Here is a 22580-nt window from a genome sequence, read left to right on the forward strand (position 1 = left end):
ATACACCACAAGGCAAGAAAACTGCTAAAGAGTTTGACAACTGGCTAAACAGTAATCCAGATATCCTTAAAAAAATATACAAAGTCCTAAATAAAACTTTGTAATTATCATTTTATTATAAAAAATATCTTTATAATCTATTATTAAATAAACTCTAAATACTTAAAGCATATCGTATATAGCCTTGATTTTTAGTGGCTTGATTGTATTATACAGCACTAATCTAGGTTGATTTGATCAGTGCATCCTTAAGCCCAATCAAAACTAATTTTGAAACATCTCAAGCATTACTTTAAAATAGCGTAGTAATCTATATGCTCATCATAGATATCTTCAACCACCTTATCGATATCTAAGTGAGAGGTATCTGCTGTAAAAAAACTTTTATTAATTATCATTATCAATAACAATTCTAGATGTTTTGATATCAGCTTTTACTCAAGGACTCATTTTCTTATTATAGGTAAAATTGTAACTGCGATTGGTAGTGCTATCTGTAATTAAGTAGATCAATAAATGCTAATATTTAACATAATCCTAAGAGATTAAAAATCATTTTCTTTATATGCCCTGGCTAGTCAGCTATAACCACGTATGTGCTAGAGGTGTATTTATACAATCAGTTAGCTCATGGAGATTTTCTTTAATAACTTTAATGCTAATAAATATGATGGTTTTCTTATTAATCTTGTTAATAATGCCTGACACCTCAAGAAGTCTTAAATATAAAATAAACTATAAAACTACTTTAGATAAGATATTTGTATTTTTCAAAAATCACTAGTAATTTATTTTTCAACATATACAGTAATTCCCACTCTAACTCAATGAACTATTTTGTAGCAGTACTATCAAACTTTTACTTCAACGCTTATGCTAAGTCAATAGGATCAATATCAAAGTACATTTTTACTGAACTTGATATATTTATAGCAAATTTATTATTAAGCCAATTAACTATAGAATTAATTTCCTTACGCGTCTTTGCTGTTAGCAATAAGCTATATCTGTAGACATTATTACGTTTAAGGTGTAATGCTGGTAAAGGCTTAGAGACTTGGATATTTACACCGCTAGATATGTTTGAATATATATCATTTAGCAACGCTAGAATTTGCTCTTGTTTTTTTGATTCTGCAATTATTTGAGCTTGATATGCATAAGGCGGATAACCAGCATATTCCCTTTGCTGTAAAAGATAATTTAGAAACTCTAAATAATCGCTATTTACTAACAATTGAAGTAGCTTATTTTCTGGTTGATAAGTTTGTAATATTATTGTTCCTGGTTTATCTGCCCTACCTGCTCTACCAGCAACCTGTACAATCAGCTGTGCTGTTCTTTCAATAGCATTAAAATCACTACTATATAAACCAACATCAATATTTATTAAGCCAACTAAGGTAATATTCTCAAAATGATGCCCTTTTGCAATCATTTGTGTACCAACAATAATATCAACTTGATTTTCATTTATCATCTGGTTAATAGCATGTAAATCAGTTATAGTTTTGATATTTGTACGATCAAAACGTATAACTCTATTGTAAGGAAATTTTGCTTCTATTAGAGCTTGGATTTTTTCAGTCCCACAACCATAAGGAAATAACTCTTGTGCTCCACAGCTAGGGCATACTGTAACCAAGGGCTTACGCGAACCACAAAAATGACACTCTAAATACTGATATGGCTGCGTGTGTAGAGTGTAAGGTTTATCACATTTTTTGCATTCAACAACCTCACCACAACTTTTACATACTAATGCTTTAGCAAAACCTAGTTTATTGATAAAAACCAGTGATTGCTGATGAGATTGAATATTTTTTTGTAAAAGACTAAAGAGCTGACTACTAATGCCATTATCAACGATAGTTGATTTTAAATCCAAAAGTTTAATTTGATTTTTATGCGAGTTTAATGCTCTTTGTGTTAGTTTAAGCAGTCGATATTTACCAGTAATACAATTGTGATAGCTTTGTAGCGATGGTGTTGCACTTCCTAATATTACCGGTATATCAAGCTGTCTAGCTCTAAATATCACGACATCTCGAGCATTATAGCGGATAGTAGTAGTTTGCTGCTTAAATGAGCTATCATGTTCTTCATCAACTATAATTATTCCAAGATTATCAAAATCAGCTAGAACACCACTACGTGTCGCAATTACAATATCAGCTTTGCCTTGCTTTATCTTTAGCCAATTAGTTAAACTTGCTTTATCACTTAATTTAGAATGTAGCGCAACAACATTTTTATCTACAAATCTATTTTCAAATCTCTTGATTGTTTGTGGAGTAAGATTTATCTCCGGAACCAAAATCAACACCTGCTGAGACTTAGATAAAAATTCAGCTATTGTTTGTAAATATATTTCGGTTTTACCACTTCCAGTAATACCATATAACAACGATACATTAAAATTTGTATTAGCCAATATTTGCTCTAGAGCATATTGTTGTTCTTGGTTAAGAGTCTTAGCTTTATCAGCATTCAGGGTATTTACACTTTGCTTTAGCTTATAAGTTTTATTAAGAATATTTTTATCAAATAACTTATTAATAACATAGCTTGATGCTAACTGTTTTAGATCTTCTAATTTAATTAACTCTCGTGTAGCAACAGCATTTATTAAATCTTTCTGCTTTGCTGTTAGTTTATGTTGTTGTAGACTTACTCGATCGATATATACATATGTATCTTGTTGTGGCTTAAGCTGTTGTAGCTTTAGGAAGTCATTTGGTAGCGCTAAGCGTATTGCACTGTATATATCACAGCAGTAGTATTGCGCTAGCCATAATATTAATTTTTGTATTGGTATACTAATCGGTTTATCAAGAGTTCTTATAATAGCTTTAATCTTTTCAGGTTCATAATCAATCTTGATATCTTTTGCTATGATAAAACCAATCAGCTGACGCTTGCCTACTTGAACCAAGACCCGCTCAAATAGCTCTACATTTTGGCTATCAACAATATAGTCAAGCATATAACTAGGTGGTACTGGTAAAGCTACCTTAACAATCATTTGTTAGCTTCCACTACCATAGTATTGATATACCAATAGTAAAAACCATAAACAGCGGTAATAAAAAATATGAAATTTTGCAGAACTTGACCATATAACTGTTGTTGGTACATCACAACAACAAAATATAAATCAGAAATAATCCAAACTATCCAGTTCTCCATAAATTTCTCTATAGTCATAATAATTGCAGTAAAAGTAATCCCAGTGAGAATACCGGTAGAAATAATATCCGCAGAAGCTGTAATATAGTTTAAACCAATACTAAATATACACAAAACAATCACATAGACTAAATAATGAAGGTAATCAGTAAACTTCATCCACTTGACAATTTTATGCTCGCCATCAACACCTTGAGTATGCCATTTATACCAACCATAACTGAAAAATATTACATATACTATCTGTAGCAATACTAGCGAATATGTACCTTTCATAGCAAATAAGAATAATAGTAACACAGCACCAACAATACCTAACGGCCACGACCAGACTTTTAATCTAGCCAAATAGATTGTATATAAGACATTTATAATCAATGCCAAAAAATCAAGAATTTCAAATAACATTAGTCAACCTTAAAGATTTTTAAAACACTCGTATAATTTTATATCAAGTTGTTTGTATAGCTGAGATTTTATAACATTAATTTTTCTAATAGAACTAGTTTTAAAATTAATTATAAGATTAAAAGCTAAATAAACTTTATGTAAGCTTATATCAAAAACATCACAGTTTAAGTAGCAAATATCTTAAGCTGAAATCCTAATTATATTGGCTGTTTCTAAAGCATATAGAATTCTTTTAATCTTATCATAATCTGCTACTGAAGTTTTTTGATATAAATCATTAATACTCATACCATTTTGAGCTCTTTTTGCGCATGATACAACTCTTTAAGCATATTAACACTTATACTAAGATCATCTCTTTTAAGTTCTTTTTAAAAATCTAAAGTTACCTTCATATACCGCATTGCACGGATTATCACCACACTCAAAAGTGTAATTTGCCAAGTAATAAAAACCCAAAGAATAGATATTGGTATTAATGGTAATGATCCATAGATCACAGAATATGTAGGTACATAAAACATATATAAGGCAAAAATCTTCTTAGTAAGAGTAAAGACAATTGCTACTAAAAATGCTGCTAATAAGGCAATTTTTGAACTTATTGTTGTATTAGGTAATATCTTGTAAACAACAAAAAAAACCTACTGTTTAAAAAATAAGTGATAAGCCATTCAAAAGATATTGCTCCATATCAATGTCTTTAACAAACCACGCCATAGTATATAAGATAAGTACTCGAAATAAATACAAACCCCATCAATAGTGGTCACATTGTCATTAATGCCCAGTATACTAATAGACTTTGAAGCATTGGACGCTGCCTATTTGCATAAAAAGATTCTATTTAAAGTAATTTCTAATCTTTTTATCATCAAAAAGATCACCATAAGTAAGACCTATAACTGATGTAATAGTAAGGAAGTCATTTTATGAGAAATCCTAGTAATATACTGCTGAACAGCTGTTACTGTTTCTGGAAGCATATTTTCAAAAAGAAAATTTTGCAGACTCTCAGAAAGAGAACTAAAAGCATCTAAAATATTTATTATAATGAAAAAAGCTGGTACGATAGCAAACAAACTCGTAAGAGTTATTGAGGCAGCTACTGTTGGACAGTCTTTATGGAGATATTTTTTAAAGACCCAGATCCAATGTTTTTTTAAATATTAGCAAATATTTTTTGTACAATCTAATATCAAACATAGATATAATTATAATGAAAAACATACTAATAATATACTACAGCCAAGGTGGAAGTACAAAGAAAATGGCGCATACTATAGCCCTTGGAGTTGAGGCCACAGGAGCAATAGCAACTATCCGCACTGTACCAAATGTTTCTGCAAAAACCGAACAGCTTGAGCCTTTAATTCCAGATGATGGTGACCTCTATGCAACAAAAGAAAATTTAGCTAATTGTGATGGTCTAATAGTTGGAAGTCCTGCGTATTTTGGTAATATGGCATCGCCACTTAAGTACTTTCTAGAAATACACAGTGATCTATGGTTTAAGGGTAGTCTAATCGGCAAACCAGTAGGTTTTTTCACCACCGCATCAGGAATGCATGCAGGTCATGAGAGCACTTTATTATCAATGATGATCCCTTTTATTCATCATGGTTGCTTGATAGTTGGTGTACCGTATAGTGAACAAGCCTTAGAACATACTCGTACAGGCGGTACTCCATATGGAGCTTCACACTTAAATACATTCTCACCCAATAAGACCATGTCTGATGATGAGATAAAGATATGCAAAACACTAGGCAAACGAGTTGCTGAAATCGCCAATAAATTATACTGCTAGGAGAACATAAATGAGAAAATTTATCTGGATTTGTCTTTTATCATCATGCTTTTTGTTGACAAATTGCTCTAGTTCTGCGCCAAGCTATTCAGCTAATTCTGTAGGTCAAGTATCTCAAGTTGAGCATGGTCAAATTATTGATATCCAACAAATCAATATCAAAGGCTTTGATAATATCGGTGTAAGAATTGGTGGCTTAGCTGGTGGTATTGGTGGAGCTTTAGCAGGAAGTGGCAATGTCTTTACAAGTGTCGCAGCTTCAATAGGTGGTGCGATAGTAGGAGGAATTGCTGGTGGGGTAACAGAAGATGCTATAACATCGTCAAAAGGCTATCAGTTTACAATAAAACTTGATAGCGGAAGAACCATAGCAGTACTCCAAGAAGATAAGCATGATCTTAATATTGGTGATCAAGCGACTATATATATGTCTGGAAATAATACTCGAATAGTGCCTGCAAGAACTCAAGCATAAAAATTTAAAATAAGTAAAATTTGTTTTCATAATTAATTATTGTTTAGCATATAAACGTGCTATTCTCGAAAAGCTATCAATACTCCTAATGCTTAGTTGTTAAAAAATAGGAATTTAGTTAAATGTATAAGACAAGAATACTACATTTAGTATTTGGTTTATTTGCGCTTTATTTAAAGCCCTTGAATACTTTGTAAGGTCTTCAAACATACGTCTCTTACTCGATGATTTTATGAAAGAATCTTATAACCTTAGTATTGCCTCAACAGTATTGTTTAGCTCATCTTTTTTATTGGAGCTATATAGTTTTACAAATACCAGCTGGTATAATAGTTGATAAATTTGATGTCAAAAAGATAATCAGAAGTTAGCAGCGCTATATTTTCTGTAGTTATGCTTATTGCAACTATAGCTCAGTCTAAACCTATTCTGCTAATATATAGAAATTATAGCAGGATTTGGTGGTGTTTTTGCTATTCTATGCGCGATCAAATAAATAGCTATTTGGTTAACAAATAGATTACTTCCAGCATTTACAGGTCTCGCTCAGTTTGTATTATATAATTGGTGCGACACTTTCTGCTGCTCCTTTAGTTTTTTGTCTAAATATCTTAGTATCTCACAAATTATGGCTTTGATTTTTATGATCTCTTTTATACTATTTATTTGTTTAGTATTTTTGTTATCAAAACTCACCCTTATTATAAGAAAAATAAACATAACAGTAAAACAAAGCCAAACATTAAAAGATATTTTAGCGGTATTTTAAAACAAACAAATTTGGTTCAATGGTTTATTCTGTTTTACGATATATGGTACTACTGTGCTACTTGCAGATTTATGGAGTATAAGGTATCTGACTTTATATGGTTTTACCTAAAGTCAAGCAGGATTTTGTACTTCACTAATCTTTACCTATTTATGTATCTTTAGTCCAATTTATGGAGTGATAGCATCTACAGTAAACAGCAAGAAAAGATTTCTTTTAATTTCACCCATATTCGGTTTTTCATCGTAACTTACTTGTTATTCTTTAATCAAAACATTATTATTGCATATATCCTCTGCGTTTTATTTGGTGGTGTTCATGGCTGTTACATGTACTTATTCTGAGCTAAGAAACACGATATCAGCAAAACAAATAGCTACTGGATTAGCAGTTGTAAATATGTTTTTACCATTAAGTGGTGGAATATTACAGCCGATTACTCTTGGAGAGATGATCTCCTATCTCAAAGAAACACATCAAGTACTCTATGCTTTCCAAACAACATTGGTAATCATTCCTATTTTGATGCTTTTCTTCTTTTATAATTGCTATATTTATCAAAGATTCTAATAGCTAAACTATATACTACTTTACTCCGGCTTTTTTTTACTCTATCATTTGTTGTACAAAAATTTCAATACAATATGAATTATGAAAAAATATATACTAGTAGCTTTAGCAACTGTTGTGATTGTAGCTTTAGTAGCTATAAATCTTTTAGCTGAAAGTGATAAGCCACAAACAACAAAAGGTAGACATGACATATCAGTTGTCGCTGCTGAAAATCAGTATGGTAGTATCGCTAAGCTTATTGGCGGTAGTAATGTTAAAGTTACTAACATAATCAATAATGCCGATGGTGATCCACATACTTTTATCTCTTCTGTAAAAAATGCTAAGCTTTTAGCTGAAGCAGATGTAATTATCTATAACGGTGCTGATTATGACTCATGGATTACACCAATACTCAAAAGTAATAAAGATGCTGAAATCATTAAGGTACAAGACCTGATAAACTATAAACAAACTTCAAAATTTGGAATTAATCCACACCTTTGGTATGATCCTGATACATTCCCAGCTTTAGCAGCTAAACTGAAAGATATTTTTTCTAAGCAAGATTCCGTCGATAGTAGCTTATTTGAAAAAAATCTTGAAAACTTTAACCATAAGTATCAAAAGGTTTATGATCTAGTCAAACAAATAAAGCAGTCGAGCTCTGGGACACTTGTAACCGCTACAGAGCCATTATTTGGTTATATGGCTAATACCTTAGGATTAAATATGAAAGGTCTTGCATTCCAGTGGGTGATAATGAATAACTCTGAGCCTAGTCCTAAAATGATGATTGATTATCAAAAACTCTTTAATGATAAGCAAGTCAAAGTACTTTTCTATAACAAGCAAGTCACAGATAATGTTACAAATAATGTATTAGAACTTGCTAATAAAAATAATATACCAGTAGTCGGCATTACTGAGACTATGCCTACAAATGATGATGCTATCAGCTGGATGATCAAAACATTACAGGCAACTGCTTCAGCATTGGATAAAGTACAAAAATAAAATGATTAAATGCTCTAACCTTGTAATTGGCTATAATACGCCAATTACATCTACGCTAAACCTAGAGATTCCAACAAATTCATGGGTTGGTATCGTTGGCAAGAATGGTGTTGGTAAATCAACATTTTTCAAGACATTATTAGGTAAAATACCAACTATCTCTGGTTCAATAACTATTAATAATAACAAAATAGATGTCAATACTATTAGTTATATTCCGCAAGAGCGAGAAATAAACTTTGAAGAAAAAACTTCAGGCTATACGCTTGTTAAATATAGTTATAAACCGAAGGCATGGGGGCTACCATTATTTAGTAAAAGATTTAAAGAAAAGCTAGAATATCTTATAACATTAACACAAACCCAAGACTACATTCATAAACCATTCAAAAACCTCTCAGGTGGGCAAAAAAAACGCGTCTATTTAGTGCAAGCGTTGATTAATGAGCCAAAAATTCTTCTTTTAGATGAACCATTATCAGACCTTGATCCAGATGCAAAGCAAAGATTCTTAGCTTGCTTGAAAGAAATCCATAAAAAAGAAAATATCACTTTATTAATAATATCACACGATATGAAAGAGATTAGCACTCAACTAGATGCCTTTATCCATTTTAAGGATGGCCAATGCCATTATTGTAATGAGCTACCTTGTTTACAGGATGATATTTGTGTTTAATTATACTTTTATGCTCTACGCGTTCATATCTGGAACAATAATAGCGATTATCTGTGGCATTATTAGCTTTTTTGTTATAATTAGAAGATTATCATTTGCCTCACATGCTTTAGGGCATATTAGTCTAACAGGAGCATCTGGTGCCGTGCTACTTAATCTATCAGCAATGACTGGACAACTTGTGATAAATCTTGTCGCTGGGTTACTTATGGGTGCTTTTGGTGATAAGATTAAGAAAAATGATATTGCTATCGGTATTGTACTAACTTTTTTCTTAGGTTTAGGGACTTACTTTCTATTCTTATACCAAAGTGGTTATTCTGGTTCTGTAATGTCTATTCTTGTTGGAGATATACTCACAGTTAATCTTGAGCAAATATACATTATTTTAGGTTTAGCAATATTTACAATAACATTACTGATAATAATTACTCGACCATTATTCATATCATCGATAGATCCGGTATTTGCCGAGTCAAAAAAAGTACCAAACAAGCTTTTATCTATCTTACTTTTTATATGTATTGCAATAACTGTATCTATGGCTTGCCAAGTTGTCGGTATATTACTAGTATTTTCACTTTTAATCGGACCTGCTGCTATTGCAACTCAATGGGTTGATGGTTTCTATAAGCCTATTGCTCTAAGCACTTTGATTTCAGTTTTGACAGTGTGGTCAAGTATAGTAGCTGCGTATTACATTGATGTGCCAATTAACTTTTTTATTACAACTACTATCTGTATCTTATACCTAATAAGTATACTAAAAAACAAGTTTTAGTAATTTTCACTAATATATAATTACTTGATTATACCAAACTAGCTTTATATTTATAATTACGCTAATTCTAAATAATTACATTGAGTATAGTAGTGATGGTGGCTTTTGCGCATATCCAGAGATAGAGGCGCGCACATAAGACATGGGTAGGTAGAGATGATTTTGCCTGTGCAGGCAATAACTAGGCTAGAAAAGGCTATCTTGGTTTTGCTATAAATATATATAGTAACGCAAAGGTAGGTAAATCTAAATAAGAAAATTTTACCCTTATGAATAAATCTCTTAGGCGAAAAATATGCTTTAATGACAAGACTTAGAACAGCATAGAATGCCGAGCAAATATAGCTGCAATAGGTTTTTGCTTTGGTAGCAAATTTAGATAAGACTAGGTCAAATTTCGAGCGTAAAGCGGTGATTGGCTTTCATAGTTTACTAGAATCTAATATAGCCAAAAGAACAAAATATCGATACCAAAATACTCGTTCTACATGGTTATAATGATCCAATGGTACCACCAAGAGCAAATCAATAAATCTCAGTAAGAAATGGATAAGCAGATTGGCAGCTACATACTTTTCATAATATTTATAATTCTTTCACAAATCATAATATTAATTTAAGTTTAGCAAGGTATTTAATAAACTCTTAAATAATATAGTTTGAAAATTAGCTGAAGATTTTTTTAGAGATTTTTTTTGCGAGTAGCTATTACTAAGTTAATTTATAAACAAAATTTATTTTAAAATACCAATATACGGTAGTTCACGATATTTCTCATCGAAGTCTAAGCCATAGCCAACAATAAATTTGTCTTCTATTTCAAAGCAGACATAATCAAGCTTAACATCTCTTTCAAGTCTTGCTGGCTTAAACAATAAAGTCGCGAACTTTAGTGTTTTAGGATTATACTTACCGATACCTTGCATTAACCTATTATAGGTATGTCCTGTATCTACTATATCTTCAATTATTATGATATTTTTATTTTTGATATACTCTTCTTTAAATGAAGTCTCTGTCAAAGTCAAAGTCACAGCACCAGAACTAGTAGTACCAGAACCATAGGAAGATGCTGTAATAAACTGCGTCCTTAGATCAATGCGTAGCTTTCTAACAAGATCGGCAAAAAACATAAAAGACCCTTTTAAAACGCACACAAGCGTAACTTCTTGGCCTGAGTAGTCTTGATTAATCTGTTCTGCTAATTTAGTAACAGCTTGTTCAAGTTGTTGGCTTGTTATATAAACTTCGGTATTTTCTGCAGAATAAGTCATAAATTAATCCTTTTTGAAATAATCCTCAAAGAATAAAATTTGTTCTCTAGATGGTCCATATGCTAATGAAGATATTGGAATACCTATATGATTATATATAGTCTTTAGATATGTCTTAAGTGATGCTGGCATATTATCTTTTGTTATAGTTTCATCAATAGAAAACGGCTCCATATCAATAAGAATTGGCTCAACCTTGTAAAGATCTATACCAGGATAAGCACAATATATTTCTCTACCTTCATACTTATAACCAATACAAACTTTTAGTGACTCCATATCAGATAAAACATCAACCTTTGTTAAGGCTATTGATGTTAAGTTTGAACATTTTGCTGAGTATTTTAAAAGAGGTAAGTCTAACCAGCCACATCTACGGATTCTACCTGTTGTTACACCTATCTCACCACCCTTGTGCTGAATAAATTTACCAACATCATCAAAAAGCTCCGTTGGGAAAGGTCCTTCACCAACTCTTGTCGTATAAGCTTTTGTAATCCCAATCACATGATCTAAAATATGCCCAGCAGTTGCTGCCCCAGAATATACACCCGCAACTGAAGTATTAGAAGATGTCACAAATGGATAAGTACCATAATCAACATCTAAAAGCACGCCTTGTGCGCCTTCATAAACAATATTTTTACCTGCTGTAATTGCTTGATCTATTATTGAAAAAGTATCTGCTGTATACTTAATAAGCTTTTGTCCTAAAGCAAAAAGCTTATCAAGTTCTTGTTCTAACGTTGGATATTCGACTTTATATAAATCTCTAAATAAAGTTTCTTTCTCTACTAGAGAGATTGCTAATCTTGATCTTAATATATCTTTATCAAATAGATGCTTAAACTTGGTACCTTTACGCGATACCTTGTCCTCGTATGCTGGACCAATACCTTTACCAGTTGTACCTATTTTTTCACTAGTACTACTTTCTCTAACAGCATCTAAAAGCTTATGATAAGAAGTAATAATTGTACAAGATTCAGAAACAAATAAATTTTCTGCTGAGATTGCTATACCTGTTGCTTGTAAACGTGTAATTTCCTCATCTAAGGCAACAGGATCTAAAACCACACCATGACCAATTACACATTTTGTATGCTGATGTAAAATCCCTGAAGGTATCAGATGAAGAAATGTCTTCTTACCATTTACAACCAATGTATGACCAGCATTATTGCCACCTTGATAGCGTACAACAAAATCTGCTTTCTCAGCTAAAGTATCTACTATTTTACCTTTACCTTCATCACCCCACTGAGCACCTACGATTACGATATTTGACATATTAAATTGAATACTATTAGATTAAAATTTTGATAATAAATATTAATATATTAGTAGCTAATTTGCTAGTCTAATATTGATTAATAAAAGCTTTTAAACTAAGAATTTATAGTTAAAATTGCTATAATGATTACATAAAATCTAATTTTAAATACATCAATAACAAGGAATAAATATGTCAAAAATAAAAAGGGTATTAATATCTGTATATGATAAAACAGGTATAATAGAGCTTGCTAAAGAGTTAAGCAATTATAGCATTGAAATACTTTCAACAGGTGAAACTTCAAAAACCCTTAAAGATGCTGGAATAAATGTAACAGATGTTTCAGAGCATACAAAATTTCCAGAAATAATGAATGGCCGTGTCAAAACTCTACATCATCTTATTCATGGTGGAATTTTAGCTGATAGAGATAATCCCGAGCATATAGATGCAATGCTAAAAAATCGCATTGGGCAAATAGATATGGTAGTAGTTAATCTATACCCTTTTGTAAATACGGTTAAATCTGGCGCTGAATTTGATACTTGCATTGAAAATATTGATATTGGTGGACCTTCTATGTTACGCTCATGTGCAAAAAACCACAAACATACTACTATTGTTACCAACCCTAATCAATATGCTCTAGTTATCCAAGAAATGGCTGAAAATAATGGCCAAACAACATTACAAACTCGTCGTGAGTTTGCCAAAGAAGCTTTTGCTCATACAGCTGAATATGATAGTAATATTGCAAACTGGTTTAGTAAAGAGTTAGCTGAAGAATACCCACAAAAGCTTTTTTCAGTAGGTACTCTTAAGCAAGTCCTAAGGTATGGCGAAAACCCTCACCAAAAAGCTGCCATATACTCTATAGACAAAGATAGTATTAGTATTACTAATGCCAAACAGCTACAAGGCAAAGAATTATCATATAACAACCTTAATGATGCTGATGTGGCTTTTGAAATGGTTTGTGAATATTCTGAACCTTCATGTGCAATCATCAAACACGCTAATCCTTGTGGTATTGCTTCTGGTAAAAATGCTTATCAAGCTTGGCAAAAAGCTCTTTCTTGTGATCCAATTTCAGCATTTGGCGGCATTGTTGCATTTAACTGTGAAGTTGATAAAGAATTTGCCGAATCTCTTGGTAAGATGTTTTTAGAAGTAATAATCGCACCATCTTATACCCAAGAAGCTTTAGATATTTTGGCAGCCAAGAAAAATTTACGCGTACTAGCAACAGGCAAAGTTTTTGATACTAAATCATCGCGGATGATAAGTAAAAACATCCATGGTGGTATTCTGTCACAATCTTATGATAATGGTAGTGTTGAAATAAATGACTGTAAAGTTGTTACAGATAGAGCTCCTAGTAATAAAGAATGGACTGACTTAATGTTTGCATGGAAAGCTGTTAAATATGTCAAATCAAATGCGATTGTCTATGCTAGAGATAATCAAACAGTAGGAATTAGTGCTGGACAGATGAGCCGAGTTGATTCTGCGCGTATTGGTGCTGAAAAAGCGCAAGCTCACCAAGGCACTAAAGGCTCAGTAGTTGCTTCAGATGCTTTCTTTCCTTTTGCTGATGGTTTAGAAGAATGTATCAAAGCTGGAGCAACAGCGGTAATCCAACCAGGTGGTTCAAAAAATGACCAAGAAGTTATCGATACTGCTAACAAAGCAAGTATTGCTATGGTCTTTACTGGTATGAGACACTTTAGGCATTAGTCAAACTCTTCTTTTGCTAGTTCTTATATAGATAATCCAGTATAAATAACATAAATAAATTTAACCAGTTCAGCACGATAGTCTTATAGTTGATTATAGCTTTATCATATTTAGTTTTTTATAATACAGTAATCCGAAAACAATATATCATCATCCCCACGACTTGATCAGTAAAATCGATTTTCTTATTAGTGTTCTACTTCAGAAAATCCTACGCTACCACTTCGATTTGGCTTAGTTAATAAATAGGTTGACAAAAGATAGTTTTTCTAAAAATTACATAATATAGTCAGATTAGTCATATATAATTTCTAAGATAATGCAGAAGTCAAAAGTGGTGATATCACTAATATAACTCCAACAAAAATAACAAAATAAATACTTTTAGTACGACATCTCTCTAGCTGTGGTATTTTAAAAACAATATATGATGGTACTAAACAGCCTAATATACCAAATACAGGACCAGATAAAGGCACTAGTTTATATACTGGTGCATCAAAAACTATTGAAAGCCATGTTAGTAGAAAAATTATAACTACTATAAGTGTATTTAAGCTTAAGATATGATTAGTATCATCTTTTAGACCTAGTCTTATTGCAGTTTTTCTCAATACTCCTTTTAAGGATTCTTCCATACCTGCTAAAACACTCAAAAACGAAGTTAAAATAGCACACAAACTAATAACAATTCCACATATATACAACACACCATTGGATAAGCCTTGTTTTTCTAAAAGAATAAATGCTGACTGATTATGTTGTGTAGCTTCTAGCGCATATGTTTTTGGAATAACTAATGAAAATGAAAGAATATAAAAGCCAATAATAACAACTAAGATAACAAATGCTAAAGTCATTGTAGTAACAGTCTTAGCTAAAACAAAGTTTTTGTCTTTTTTACGAAAATGTAGCCTATAACCTATTACCATAGGACTTAATGACTGAATAAATAAAATCGATGTCAAAGAAAATGGTAGCATGATAATACTTTTAGAGATAAACTCGCCACTATCAACAGGTAAATATAAAACATTATTAAATGACCATAGTGGCATTAAAAAAACCGATGCAAAAATAATTGCTACAATCAAAATAACTACTAAAAAAGTTGATACTCTGACAAAAAGCTTTTGACTTTTCATACCTATGAAAATTAGTGCTATCATCAAAATTGCGCCATACAAAGCATTATGCTCAAGATGTGGATTAGCAGTAAGTTTAAACATATATAAGTAAGCTGCTAGAGACTTTGCTACAACTTCAGCATAGATTACAGTCCATGTTAGCATCATTAATAGATACAATGCCCCTAAAAAAGTCGCCCACTTACCACCTAATAACTCAGCAACAGTTTCCTTATATGGCCTTGGCTCTTTAGAAGCAAATAAAGTCTCTATATACAGCTTCTGAAGAAGATAAATACCTGGATATGCTATAAGTATCGATACTACAAAGACTGCAAAGCCAACTACACCAACACTTACCGGCACCAAAACTATCCCAGCACCAACAGCCATCCCAATACTGACAACTAGCCAACCAAAATCAAAGCTACCAAAATTATGTAAACTCTTCATCTAACAAATAATATACACAAATATATTTTATATTTTAGCCTTTAAAAGGCTAATTAAAAATACCTAAATAACAACAATTTCAATTTATACTTAAAGTGATTATTGATAAAAAACCAACCAATCGATCATCATAGTTTAGACATAATAATAATTTACAAAATCAAACTTCGTTTATTAGATTAGTTTTTTATGTTTAAATCCTATCTTGTTGTTTACTGTTTAATCCAAACTAGTTTATCAGTATCGTAACCTAAAGCTTTTGCTCTGTTGATAAAGTCATCTTTAATTATTTTGTGGCACTGTTTGTGTTCGAGCAAGTAGCCATAAATAATCTTTATCAGCACCGGCCACATAGGCACATTTATAATTATCATCAAGCTTAAATACTAGGTACGCACTATAGAAAGGTCCAAAGAAAGATACTTTAAGGTAGCCAATATTTTTATTTTCAACAAATTTAGTAACACCTATAGCATAGCTTCTCTTACCAGTTGATGGATACTACTATTTACTACCTTTATAGTTCCATCAAGGTTTAAACTATACTCAGCATAGACATTTGTCATACCCTTTATCAAACCTTGCTACCTCATACCATTTACCAAGATATTTATCTACTTGAAAGTTTTCAACGGGTATTATATTTGCTGGTTTGGTTACACAACCTGACAGCAATATTAGTGTGCTGTTGTTAACAGTGCTACAGTTAATTTTTTCATAATTAAACCTCTTTTGATTTTTTATATGCTAAACAGTATAGTAAAATAACTATGATATATAACAATAGTTTAAAGTTATTAATAATATGGAATTAAGTTATTTTGATCTACTACAAAAAAATGATCTCACTGCCCACAAACTTTTTATCATAACAGGTGACGAACCTCTGCAGAGACACAATACTATTGAAAAAATAATTAATCAGTTTAAAGCTAAAGGTTATGAAATCAGCTATTATGATTTAAGTGAACAAAACATAAATGTTTTGTATAACGAAGTTGATTGTCTTAGCTTGTTTACAATCGATAGATTTATCCAATTTAATTTTGATAAACCTCCACAAAAAAAACTCCAACAAGCATTGGTTGATAAGCTTATAAATGATGATGGTAATGTTTACCTGCTTGTTTTCAATGGTATAAAAAAGCAAAACACCACAGCAAAATGGTTTCAAAGCTTAGAGCATAAGGCTATTCATATTCGTATTTTTCAACCAAGTTTAGATAATGCCATAAGTATTATAAATTATGAAATACAACAGCTTGGCTTAAACCTTACAAAAGAAGCAACTCAACTCTTAGCACTAAAGACAGAGGGTAACTTGATAGCAACAAAACAAATCATAAAACTACTCTCGCGCCAAGATAGTCAACTCTTTGATGAAAATACAATTCGTCCTTTTCTTCATGAGCATGCTAGTTTTGATGTATTTGATCTTTCTGAAGCAATTCTCTCTCAACACAAAAGCAAAGCACTAAAGATACTTAATAGCATTCTAAACGAAAATGACAAGCCACCTCTTGTGCTCTGGGCTCTAAAAAGAGAATTAAGAATACTCTCTCAACTTAAGAACACTCAAGTAATTTATCATCAAAAGATATTTAAAGATAATAATATCTGGCCAGCTAAACAGAAGTTTTATACTAGTTTAGCAAATAAGCTTAGTTCTAAAAAAATTTCAGCAGGATTGGAAAAATGTCTTGATACTGATCTATGTATCAAAGGTGTGAGAAAAGGAAATATACAACTTAAGCTTAATGAAATTGTTTTTGATATTTTCTAAAATACTAGAAGAATTTTTCTAAATTTTAATTGCAACTGTGATAGCAGCATTTACTTTTTTCAGACAATTGATATCATTAAACAGAATTAACCAATGTTAAGGAATATAGTAAAGATATGAAAGTAATAACTGCAGAATACATATGGGTTGATGGTTCAGATCCTGTGCCTCATCTTAGATCTAAAGCAAAAGTTTTACCGTTTAAAGAATTTGAGAATCCAGATGACTTCCCAGAATGGAGTTTTGATGGTTCTTCAACAAACCAAGCTACAGGAGATAATTCAGATTGTATTCTTAAACCTGTTAACTTTGTAATTGATCCACTAAGAGACTATGGTTATTTAGTGTTATGTGAGGTTTATAACCCTGATGGACAAACTCCACACACGTCAAATAATCGTGCCAAGCTAAGAGCCCTTTTAGATAGTGCTGAAGATCATCAGATGTGGGCAGGCTTTGAGCAAGAATATACAATGTTTAAAGATGGTCGTCCATTAGGCTGGCCGACTACTGGTTTCCCAGGGCCTCAAGGACCTTACTACTGTAGTGCTGGCGCAAACAAAGCTTTTGGTCGTGACTTAGTTGAGACTCATATGCAGGCATGCCTAGAAGCAGGAATTTTATTCTATGGTATAAATGCCGAAGTTATGCCAGGGCAATGGGAGTTTCAAATTGGTTATAGAGGTGCAGATAATGAGGACGCTGGTATACTAAATGTCGCAGACCATACTCACATTGCTAGATGGTTATTAGAGAGACTCAGCGAAGAATATGGTATTACCATTTCATTTGATAATAAACCTATTAAAGGCGATTGGAATGGTGCTGGACTTCATACAAACTTCTCAACGAAGAAAACAAGAGATCCTCAAGATGGTAGGAAAGCTATTGAATATATAGTTAAAAACCTAGAGAAAAATCATAGTATCGATATCAAAAATTATGGTTTTAATCTTCATGAGCGCTTAACTGGACTTCATGAGACATGTGATATCAACACTTTCAAAGTTAGTGATGCTGATAGAGGCTCTTCTATTAGAATCCCAAGACAAGTAGCCTTAAAAGGTTATGGCTACTTTGAAGATAGAAGACCAGGAGCAAACTCAGATCCATATTTAGTGGCTATAGCTCTTGCAACAGCTACTATTAGTTAAGCAGATCTTATTTATATTAAATCCTCTTTTTTTTCTGTAAAATAACCTAATATTATTTTTTGTTAAAAACTATATTTCTCATGAAAACAATAATGATTAAAACTACATCTAGCGGCAAAGATTATTATAAAAATATTTTTAATGCTATCTGTGATAAAGATAACTTTATGACAAAAACAGATATTATAGATATCTTAGTTGAGTCAGGTATTAGCAATGATGATCATCGCATCACTAAATTAATCAGCAAATTAGATAAGCTTTCTGATATTGAAAAGATTGATTTTGATACATTTCAAGAAATTACCTTTGAAAACATAGGTCTTATCGAAAAAGCTGTTAATAAAGGCTTTATAATTCCTAATTTTAATGATTTTAAAAAAGAAATCGAAGCCATATATAATGAAACTAAAAAAAATGAAACAGGTAGAAACGCAAACTATATTCCTCAACTAGCAAGGGTTGATCCTAATCTTTTTGCTGTGGCTTTTTGTAGTGTCGATGGTCAAATGATTACCTTAGGAGATTATCTACAACCATACTGTGTGCAGTCGACTGCAAAAACTATTACATACTGTATAGCTACTGAAGAAAATGGCGAAGATAAAGTTCACCAACATGTTGGTAGAGAACCAAGTGGTATTACTTTTAATGCTATAGCATTAAACAAGTACGACCTGCCTCATAACCCGATGATAAACTCTGGTGCTATCATGATGTGCTCACTAATCAAACCAGAGTGGAATCTTGCTGATAGATTTGAACACATTACTAATGTTTGGCAAGATCTAGCAGGTGGCGAACCTATCGGCTTTGATAACGCTGTATATCATTCAGAAAAAGAAACTGCAGATAGAAATTATGCTCTAGCTCATTTTATGAAAGAAGTAGGTGCTTTTCCAGAGGGTACAAATATCCACACTGCATTGGATTTCTACTTCCAAACTTGTTCTATCCAAGTTAACTCCAAAAAAATGGCAAAAATTATGGCATCTATAGCTAATGGTGGTATATGCCCTTTTACTAGCAAAAAAATATTTTCACCAACAACAATTCGTAACTGCTTATCAATGATGTATTCTTGTGGCATGTATGATTTTTCTGGTGAGTATGCTTTCTCTGTTGGCTTACCAGCAAAATCAGGAGTCTCTGGAGCTATAGCTATAGCTATTCCAAATGTTGGTGGTTTTGCAATTTTTTCTCCTCGCCTTGACCATAATCATAACTCTGTAAGAGGTGTTGAATTTAGTAAAAGACTAGTAGAGAAGTTTAGTTTCCATAACTATGATCATATAACTCATTGTGACAAAATAAATCCAGTTGAAAATAGAATGACTGTTGAGTCAAACTTAACATTTGAACTAATTTTGGCAGCAAGTGCTGGTGATTTATCAGAAATAAAAAGAGCCGTTGCCTTAGGTGTCGATATTAACAAAGGTGATTATGATAAAAGAACAGCACTTCACCTAGCTGCTGCTGAAGGCCATGAAGATATTGTTAAATATCTTATCAGCAAAGGTGCTAATGTTAATGCTACAGACAGATGGGGTAAAAAACCAATAGATGATGCTATAATGAATAATAATACTTATGTAATTGAACTGTTAGACATAGCCTAAAATTATGCTCAATTTAATATTTCATATACTTAGCGTATGTCTTAGATATCACTTCTGTTTTATCACTGTGGACAAGATTTAAGACTTTTGGGTAATATTACAGTTATAGCTTCTCTAATTCTTACATTAGTAGGATGGATAGTAAGTTTAACTGGGTTTTTAGTAATTACTATATATAATTATTTATCTGTTAAGCTTTTTTTTTCAAAAATAAAAAAGACTTTAGTTTATTTTTCTTTAATAATTACCGCAATGATTCTATTTCTTAACTACATGCATTTTTGTTTTTAATATGTATAATTAAAAACATTCAAATTTCAAAAGATGCTATTCCTTTTAGTCTATATTTAAACTATAATTCTATTATGCCAACATATTTTTTATTACTTTTTTCATCAGAAATTAGGCTTTTGAAAAGTTTAAGCAAGTTATTGTCAGTTATAAAACCAGGTTTTTTTTATGGATTAATAGCAGTATTCATCCTAATTCCTATAAACTACTTACTTGACTTCAAAAAATTTGATTTTAAACTAACGCACTATACTCTTTAGTATTTCATTTTTGTAAATCTGATATTTACATGTCTATCTGAGGAAATCTTCTGGAGAAGCTTTTAATCCAATTATAGCAGTAATAATCACATCATTCGTATTTGCATTTATTCATATAACATTTACAGGAATTCGTTTTGCAGTACTAGCATTTATAGCTAGCCTTATATATGGTGCCGCATATTCTAAGACAAAAAAGATTTAAGTAAATATGTATTTGTCATTATCTCGTCAATATAGATCAGTTTATATTCTTTACTTACCCCATAAAGCTTATCCTTTATAATACTTAGAGTTTTTATGAGGAAATATATTATTGCTTTTAATTTTTAATTCATATATCTTTATTCATTAAGTATTTTTTTGCAAACTAAATATAGGATTATCACATGAGTAAATTTATAAACAAAATATTATCAATAATTGAGATTTTTATATTTGGTATCCGTTGGATTCAGGCACCAATTTATCTACTTTTATCACTAGTTTTATTTGGTTTTATATACGAGATATATCATGAACTACATCACTTATTTACCTCTTTTAAAAGCTTTAACGAAGATCAGTTAATAATTCTTACTTTGACTCTCTGTGATGTTGTATTAGTAGCTAATCTTGTAGTAATAGTAGTAATTAGTGGTTATGAAAACTTTGTAAGCAAGATGAATCTAGATAAAAAAAGTGGTGGCCAACCAGTCTGGATTAAAAAGCTCTCACCTAATGCTGTTAAGTTAAAGATCGCCGGTTCAATTATTGGCATATCTTCTATTTCTTTACTAAAAAAATTCCTTGAAGTTTCTCAGACAAATGATAGAGATTTAATGTGGTCAGCTGTTATCCATATTGTCTTTGTGGTTTCTGCACTACTAATTGCTTTTACTTCATATATTGAGGGTAAATCCCATAAAGCTAGTTATGATGATGATCATTAGTAATAATTATTACTTTCTTAATAGCAACAACAGTTGAAATACCTTCATTTCTTTAATATTAAAACCACAATTTGAAAGTATCTGATAAAATTCATCTTGTGAATGTTTTTTTTCCAAGTTACATTTAGTATATCTCTAAAAACTTCTTTACCAAACTTTATATTTTAAGAACTTTAATATTTAACTTCATCTAAATAAGCTATAAAGCTACAAATAAGCGTTACTCCTAGAGTTTTAGAGAGTCACTTTTAAACTGAAAAAATTTTTATACCTTTTCGCTAGTTTAAAGATAAATATTAAGACCATTACTAACTACTGCATTATAACAATTCTCATTTTTGATATATATAACATTCCCAAGTTTTGATAATTCACTTTTTTCTGCACAGCTTGCATCAAGATCATAAGCATCGATCTGAAATTTTTAGATAAGATTAGCTCATCTGAAAATTCTGGTAAAAGACCTGCAGGAACAGATAAATTTTTTGCATTATCAACTAATTCTAGTATTTTTTGTCTAAATATTATTTGGTATATAGGTGCGTAATTATAAAGTTTAGTCTCCAAATCATTACTATAACCACCTTTATTCTGGGTAATTACCTCCAATAAGCACTAAATCTATATTTTCGATCAAAAACCTACCTAATGAGCAACTCTCTAAATCAAATAAAAGAGATTTTAAATTGTCATCGTAAGATATTCTAGATTTTCAGTAATAGCTTCACTATAACTACAAAATATCCCATGACTTACAATATCTTTCGACATAAACTATCCTACTACCTAAATCTTAATCTTCTACAGCACCTTGAACCATTCTCATACGCTCATCACATGAAACTAACATTCCATCCTTAAATTCAAAGAAAGCATAAACCTTTGTTATTATCTCGTGATTATCTGGTTTTACTTACGCTTTTACACGCCACTCTCCAACAAGAAAAATAAATTTAAACTCAACATCTCTAACTATACTTCGCGCTGCTTG

General features: G+C 31.4%; 18 protein-coding genes and 3 pseudogenes. 13 read left to right on the forward strand and 8 right to left on the reverse strand.

All coding sequences use genetic code 11. The features are described 5' to 3' along the window. Positions 1-871: 871 nt before the first annotated feature. From priA to FSC845_RS01695, 3 genes and pseudogenes are all read right to left on the reverse strand, one after another. Complete coding sequence (gene priA, locus FSC845_RS01685) at positions 872-3025, reverse strand: replication restart helicase PriA (RefSeq protein WP_064461497.1); 2154 nt, start codon at positions 3023-3025, stop codon at positions 872-874. Further along, positions 3022-3597 carry a nicotinamide riboside transporter PnuC gene (gene pnuC / locus FSC845_RS01690; RefSeq protein ID WP_064461498.1) on the reverse strand — a complete coding sequence of 192 codons (576 nt, stop codon included), beginning with the start codon at positions 3595-3597 and terminating at the stop codon, positions 3022-3024. Before pnuC ends, priA begins: the two co-directional genes overlap by 4 nt. Before the next feature lie 9 nt (positions 3598-3606). Then, a pseudogene (locus FSC845_RS01695) lies at positions 3607-4806 on the reverse strand (YhjD/YihY/BrkB family envelope integrity protein). 7 nt (positions 4807-4813) lie between these two features. Between FSC845_RS01695 and wrbA the strand changes: the two are divergent. The 7 genes and pseudogenes from wrbA to FSC845_RS09515 all read left to right on the forward strand — a co-directional run bounded on the left by wrbA (position 4814) and on the right by FSC845_RS09515 (position 10346). Next, on the forward strand, positions 4814-5410 hold the full coding sequence (gene wrbA, locus FSC845_RS01700; RefSeq protein ID WP_144416537.1) for an NAD(P)H:quinone oxidoreductase: 597 nt from the start codon (positions 4814-4816) through the stop codon (positions 5408-5410). A 10-nt stretch (positions 5411-5420) separates the two neighbouring features. After that, positions 5421-5885 (forward strand): hypothetical protein, encoded by a 465-nt coding sequence (locus FSC845_RS01705; RefSeq protein ID WP_064461500.1) that lies wholly within the window; start codon positions 5421-5423, stop codon positions 5883-5885. A 1087-nt stretch (positions 5886-6972) separates the two neighbouring features. Then, positions 6973-7224 carry a hypothetical protein gene (locus tag FSC845_RS08490; RefSeq protein WP_227806618.1) on the forward strand — a complete coding sequence of 84 codons (252 nt, stop codon included), beginning with the start codon at positions 6973-6975 and terminating at the stop codon, positions 7222-7224. An 81-nt stretch (positions 7225-7305) separates the two neighbouring features. Beyond that, positions 7306-8223 (forward strand): metal ABC transporter solute-binding protein, Zn/Mn family, encoded by a 918-nt coding sequence (locus FSC845_RS01715; protein WP_064461501.1) that lies wholly within the window; start codon positions 7306-7308, stop codon positions 8221-8223. Position 8224: 1 nt separating this feature from the next. After that, the gene (locus tag FSC845_RS01720) at positions 8225-8902 is read left to right on the forward strand and encodes a metal ABC transporter ATP-binding protein (RefSeq protein WP_064461502.1); all 678 of its coding nucleotides are present in this window, start codon (positions 8225-8227) and stop codon (positions 8900-8902) included. Then, positions 8844-9683 (forward strand): metal ABC transporter permease, encoded by an 840-nt coding sequence (locus FSC845_RS01725; RefSeq protein ID WP_144416514.1) that lies wholly within the window; start codon positions 8844-8846, stop codon positions 9681-9683. Before FSC845_RS01720 ends, FSC845_RS01725 begins: the two co-directional genes overlap by 59 nt. Before the next feature lie 55 nt (positions 9684-9738). Next, positions 9739-10346: pseudogene (locus FSC845_RS09515) on the forward strand (dienelactone hydrolase family protein). Between the two features lie 71 nt (positions 10347-10417). Here FSC845_RS09515 and hpt read toward each other — a convergent pair. Together hpt and FSC845_RS01735 are read right to left on the reverse strand one after the other, a co-directional pair. Next, entirely contained in the window at positions 10418-10957 is a 540-nt protein-coding gene (gene hpt, locus FSC845_RS01730) for a hypoxanthine phosphoribosyltransferase (RefSeq protein ID WP_064461504.1), read from the reverse strand. A gap of 3 nt (positions 10958-10960) precedes the next feature. After that, entirely contained in the window at positions 10961-12247 is a 1287-nt protein-coding gene (locus tag FSC845_RS01735; RefSeq protein ID WP_064461505.1) for an adenylosuccinate synthase, read from the reverse strand. A gap of 175 nt (positions 12248-12422) precedes the next feature. Between FSC845_RS01735 and purH the strand changes: the two genes are divergently transcribed. Beyond that, on the forward strand, positions 12423-13970 hold the full coding sequence (gene purH, locus FSC845_RS01740; RefSeq protein WP_064461506.1) for a bifunctional phosphoribosylaminoimidazolecarboxamide formyltransferase/IMP cyclohydrolase: 1548 nt from the start codon (positions 12423-12425) through the stop codon (positions 13968-13970). Positions 13971-14281: 311 nt separating this feature from the next. Here purH and FSC845_RS01745 read toward each other — a convergent pair whose 3' ends face one another. Both FSC845_RS01745 and FSC845_RS01750 read right to left on the reverse strand, forming a co-directional pair. After that, complete coding sequence (locus tag FSC845_RS01745; protein WP_064461507.1) at positions 14282-15550, reverse strand: aromatic amino acid transport family protein; 1269 nt, start codon at positions 15548-15550, stop codon at positions 14282-14284. Positions 15551-15762: 212 nt separating this feature from the next. Then, positions 15763-16269, reverse strand: a pseudogene (locus tag FSC845_RS01750) (lipocalin family protein). Positions 16270-16355: 86 nt separating this feature from the next. On the opposite strand from FSC845_RS01750, the gene holA reads away from it, so the two are divergent. From holA to FSC845_RS01770, 5 genes are all read left to right on the forward strand, one after another. Beyond that, on the forward strand, positions 16356-17333 hold the full coding sequence (holA, locus tag FSC845_RS01755) for a DNA polymerase III subunit delta (RefSeq protein ID WP_064461508.1): 978 nt from the start codon (positions 16356-16358) through the stop codon (positions 17331-17333). 116 nt (positions 17334-17449) lie between these two features. Next, the gene (locus tag FSC845_RS01760; protein ID WP_064461509.1) at positions 17450-18487 is read left to right on the forward strand and encodes a glutamine synthetase beta-grasp domain-containing protein; all 1038 of its coding nucleotides are present in this window, start codon (positions 17450-17452) and stop codon (positions 18485-18487) included. Between the two features lie 80 nt (positions 18488-18567). Next, positions 18568-20106, forward strand: a complete 1539-nt coding sequence (gene glsA / locus FSC845_RS01765) for a glutaminase A (protein ID WP_064461510.1) — start codon at positions 18568-18570, stop codon at positions 20104-20106. 636 nt (positions 20107-20742) lie between these two features. Beyond that, positions 20743-20862, forward strand: coding sequence for a CPBP family glutamic-type intramembrane protease (locus FSC845_RS08495; RefSeq protein WP_322786755.1), 120 nt, complete (start codon positions 20743-20745; stop codon positions 20860-20862). 184 nt (positions 20863-21046) lie between these two features. Then, complete coding sequence (locus FSC845_RS01770; protein WP_064461511.1) at positions 21047-21589, forward strand: TIGR00645 family protein; 543 nt, start codon at positions 21047-21049, stop codon at positions 21587-21589. A 312-nt stretch (positions 21590-21901) separates the two neighbouring features. Here the strand turns inward: FSC845_RS01770 and FSC845_RS08010 are convergent, their stop codons facing one another. Beyond that, the gene (locus tag FSC845_RS08010; RefSeq protein WP_064461512.1) at positions 21902-22198 is read right to left on the reverse strand and encodes a hypothetical protein; all 297 of its coding nucleotides are present in this window, start codon (positions 22196-22198) and stop codon (positions 21902-21904) included. Positions 22199-22580: the final 382 nt, after the last annotated feature.

It is taken from the genome of Francisella persica ATCC VR-331 (assembly GCF_001653955.1).
GTDB classification, from domain to species: Bacteria; Pseudomonadota; Gammaproteobacteria; order Francisellales; family Francisellaceae; genus Francisella; species Francisella persica.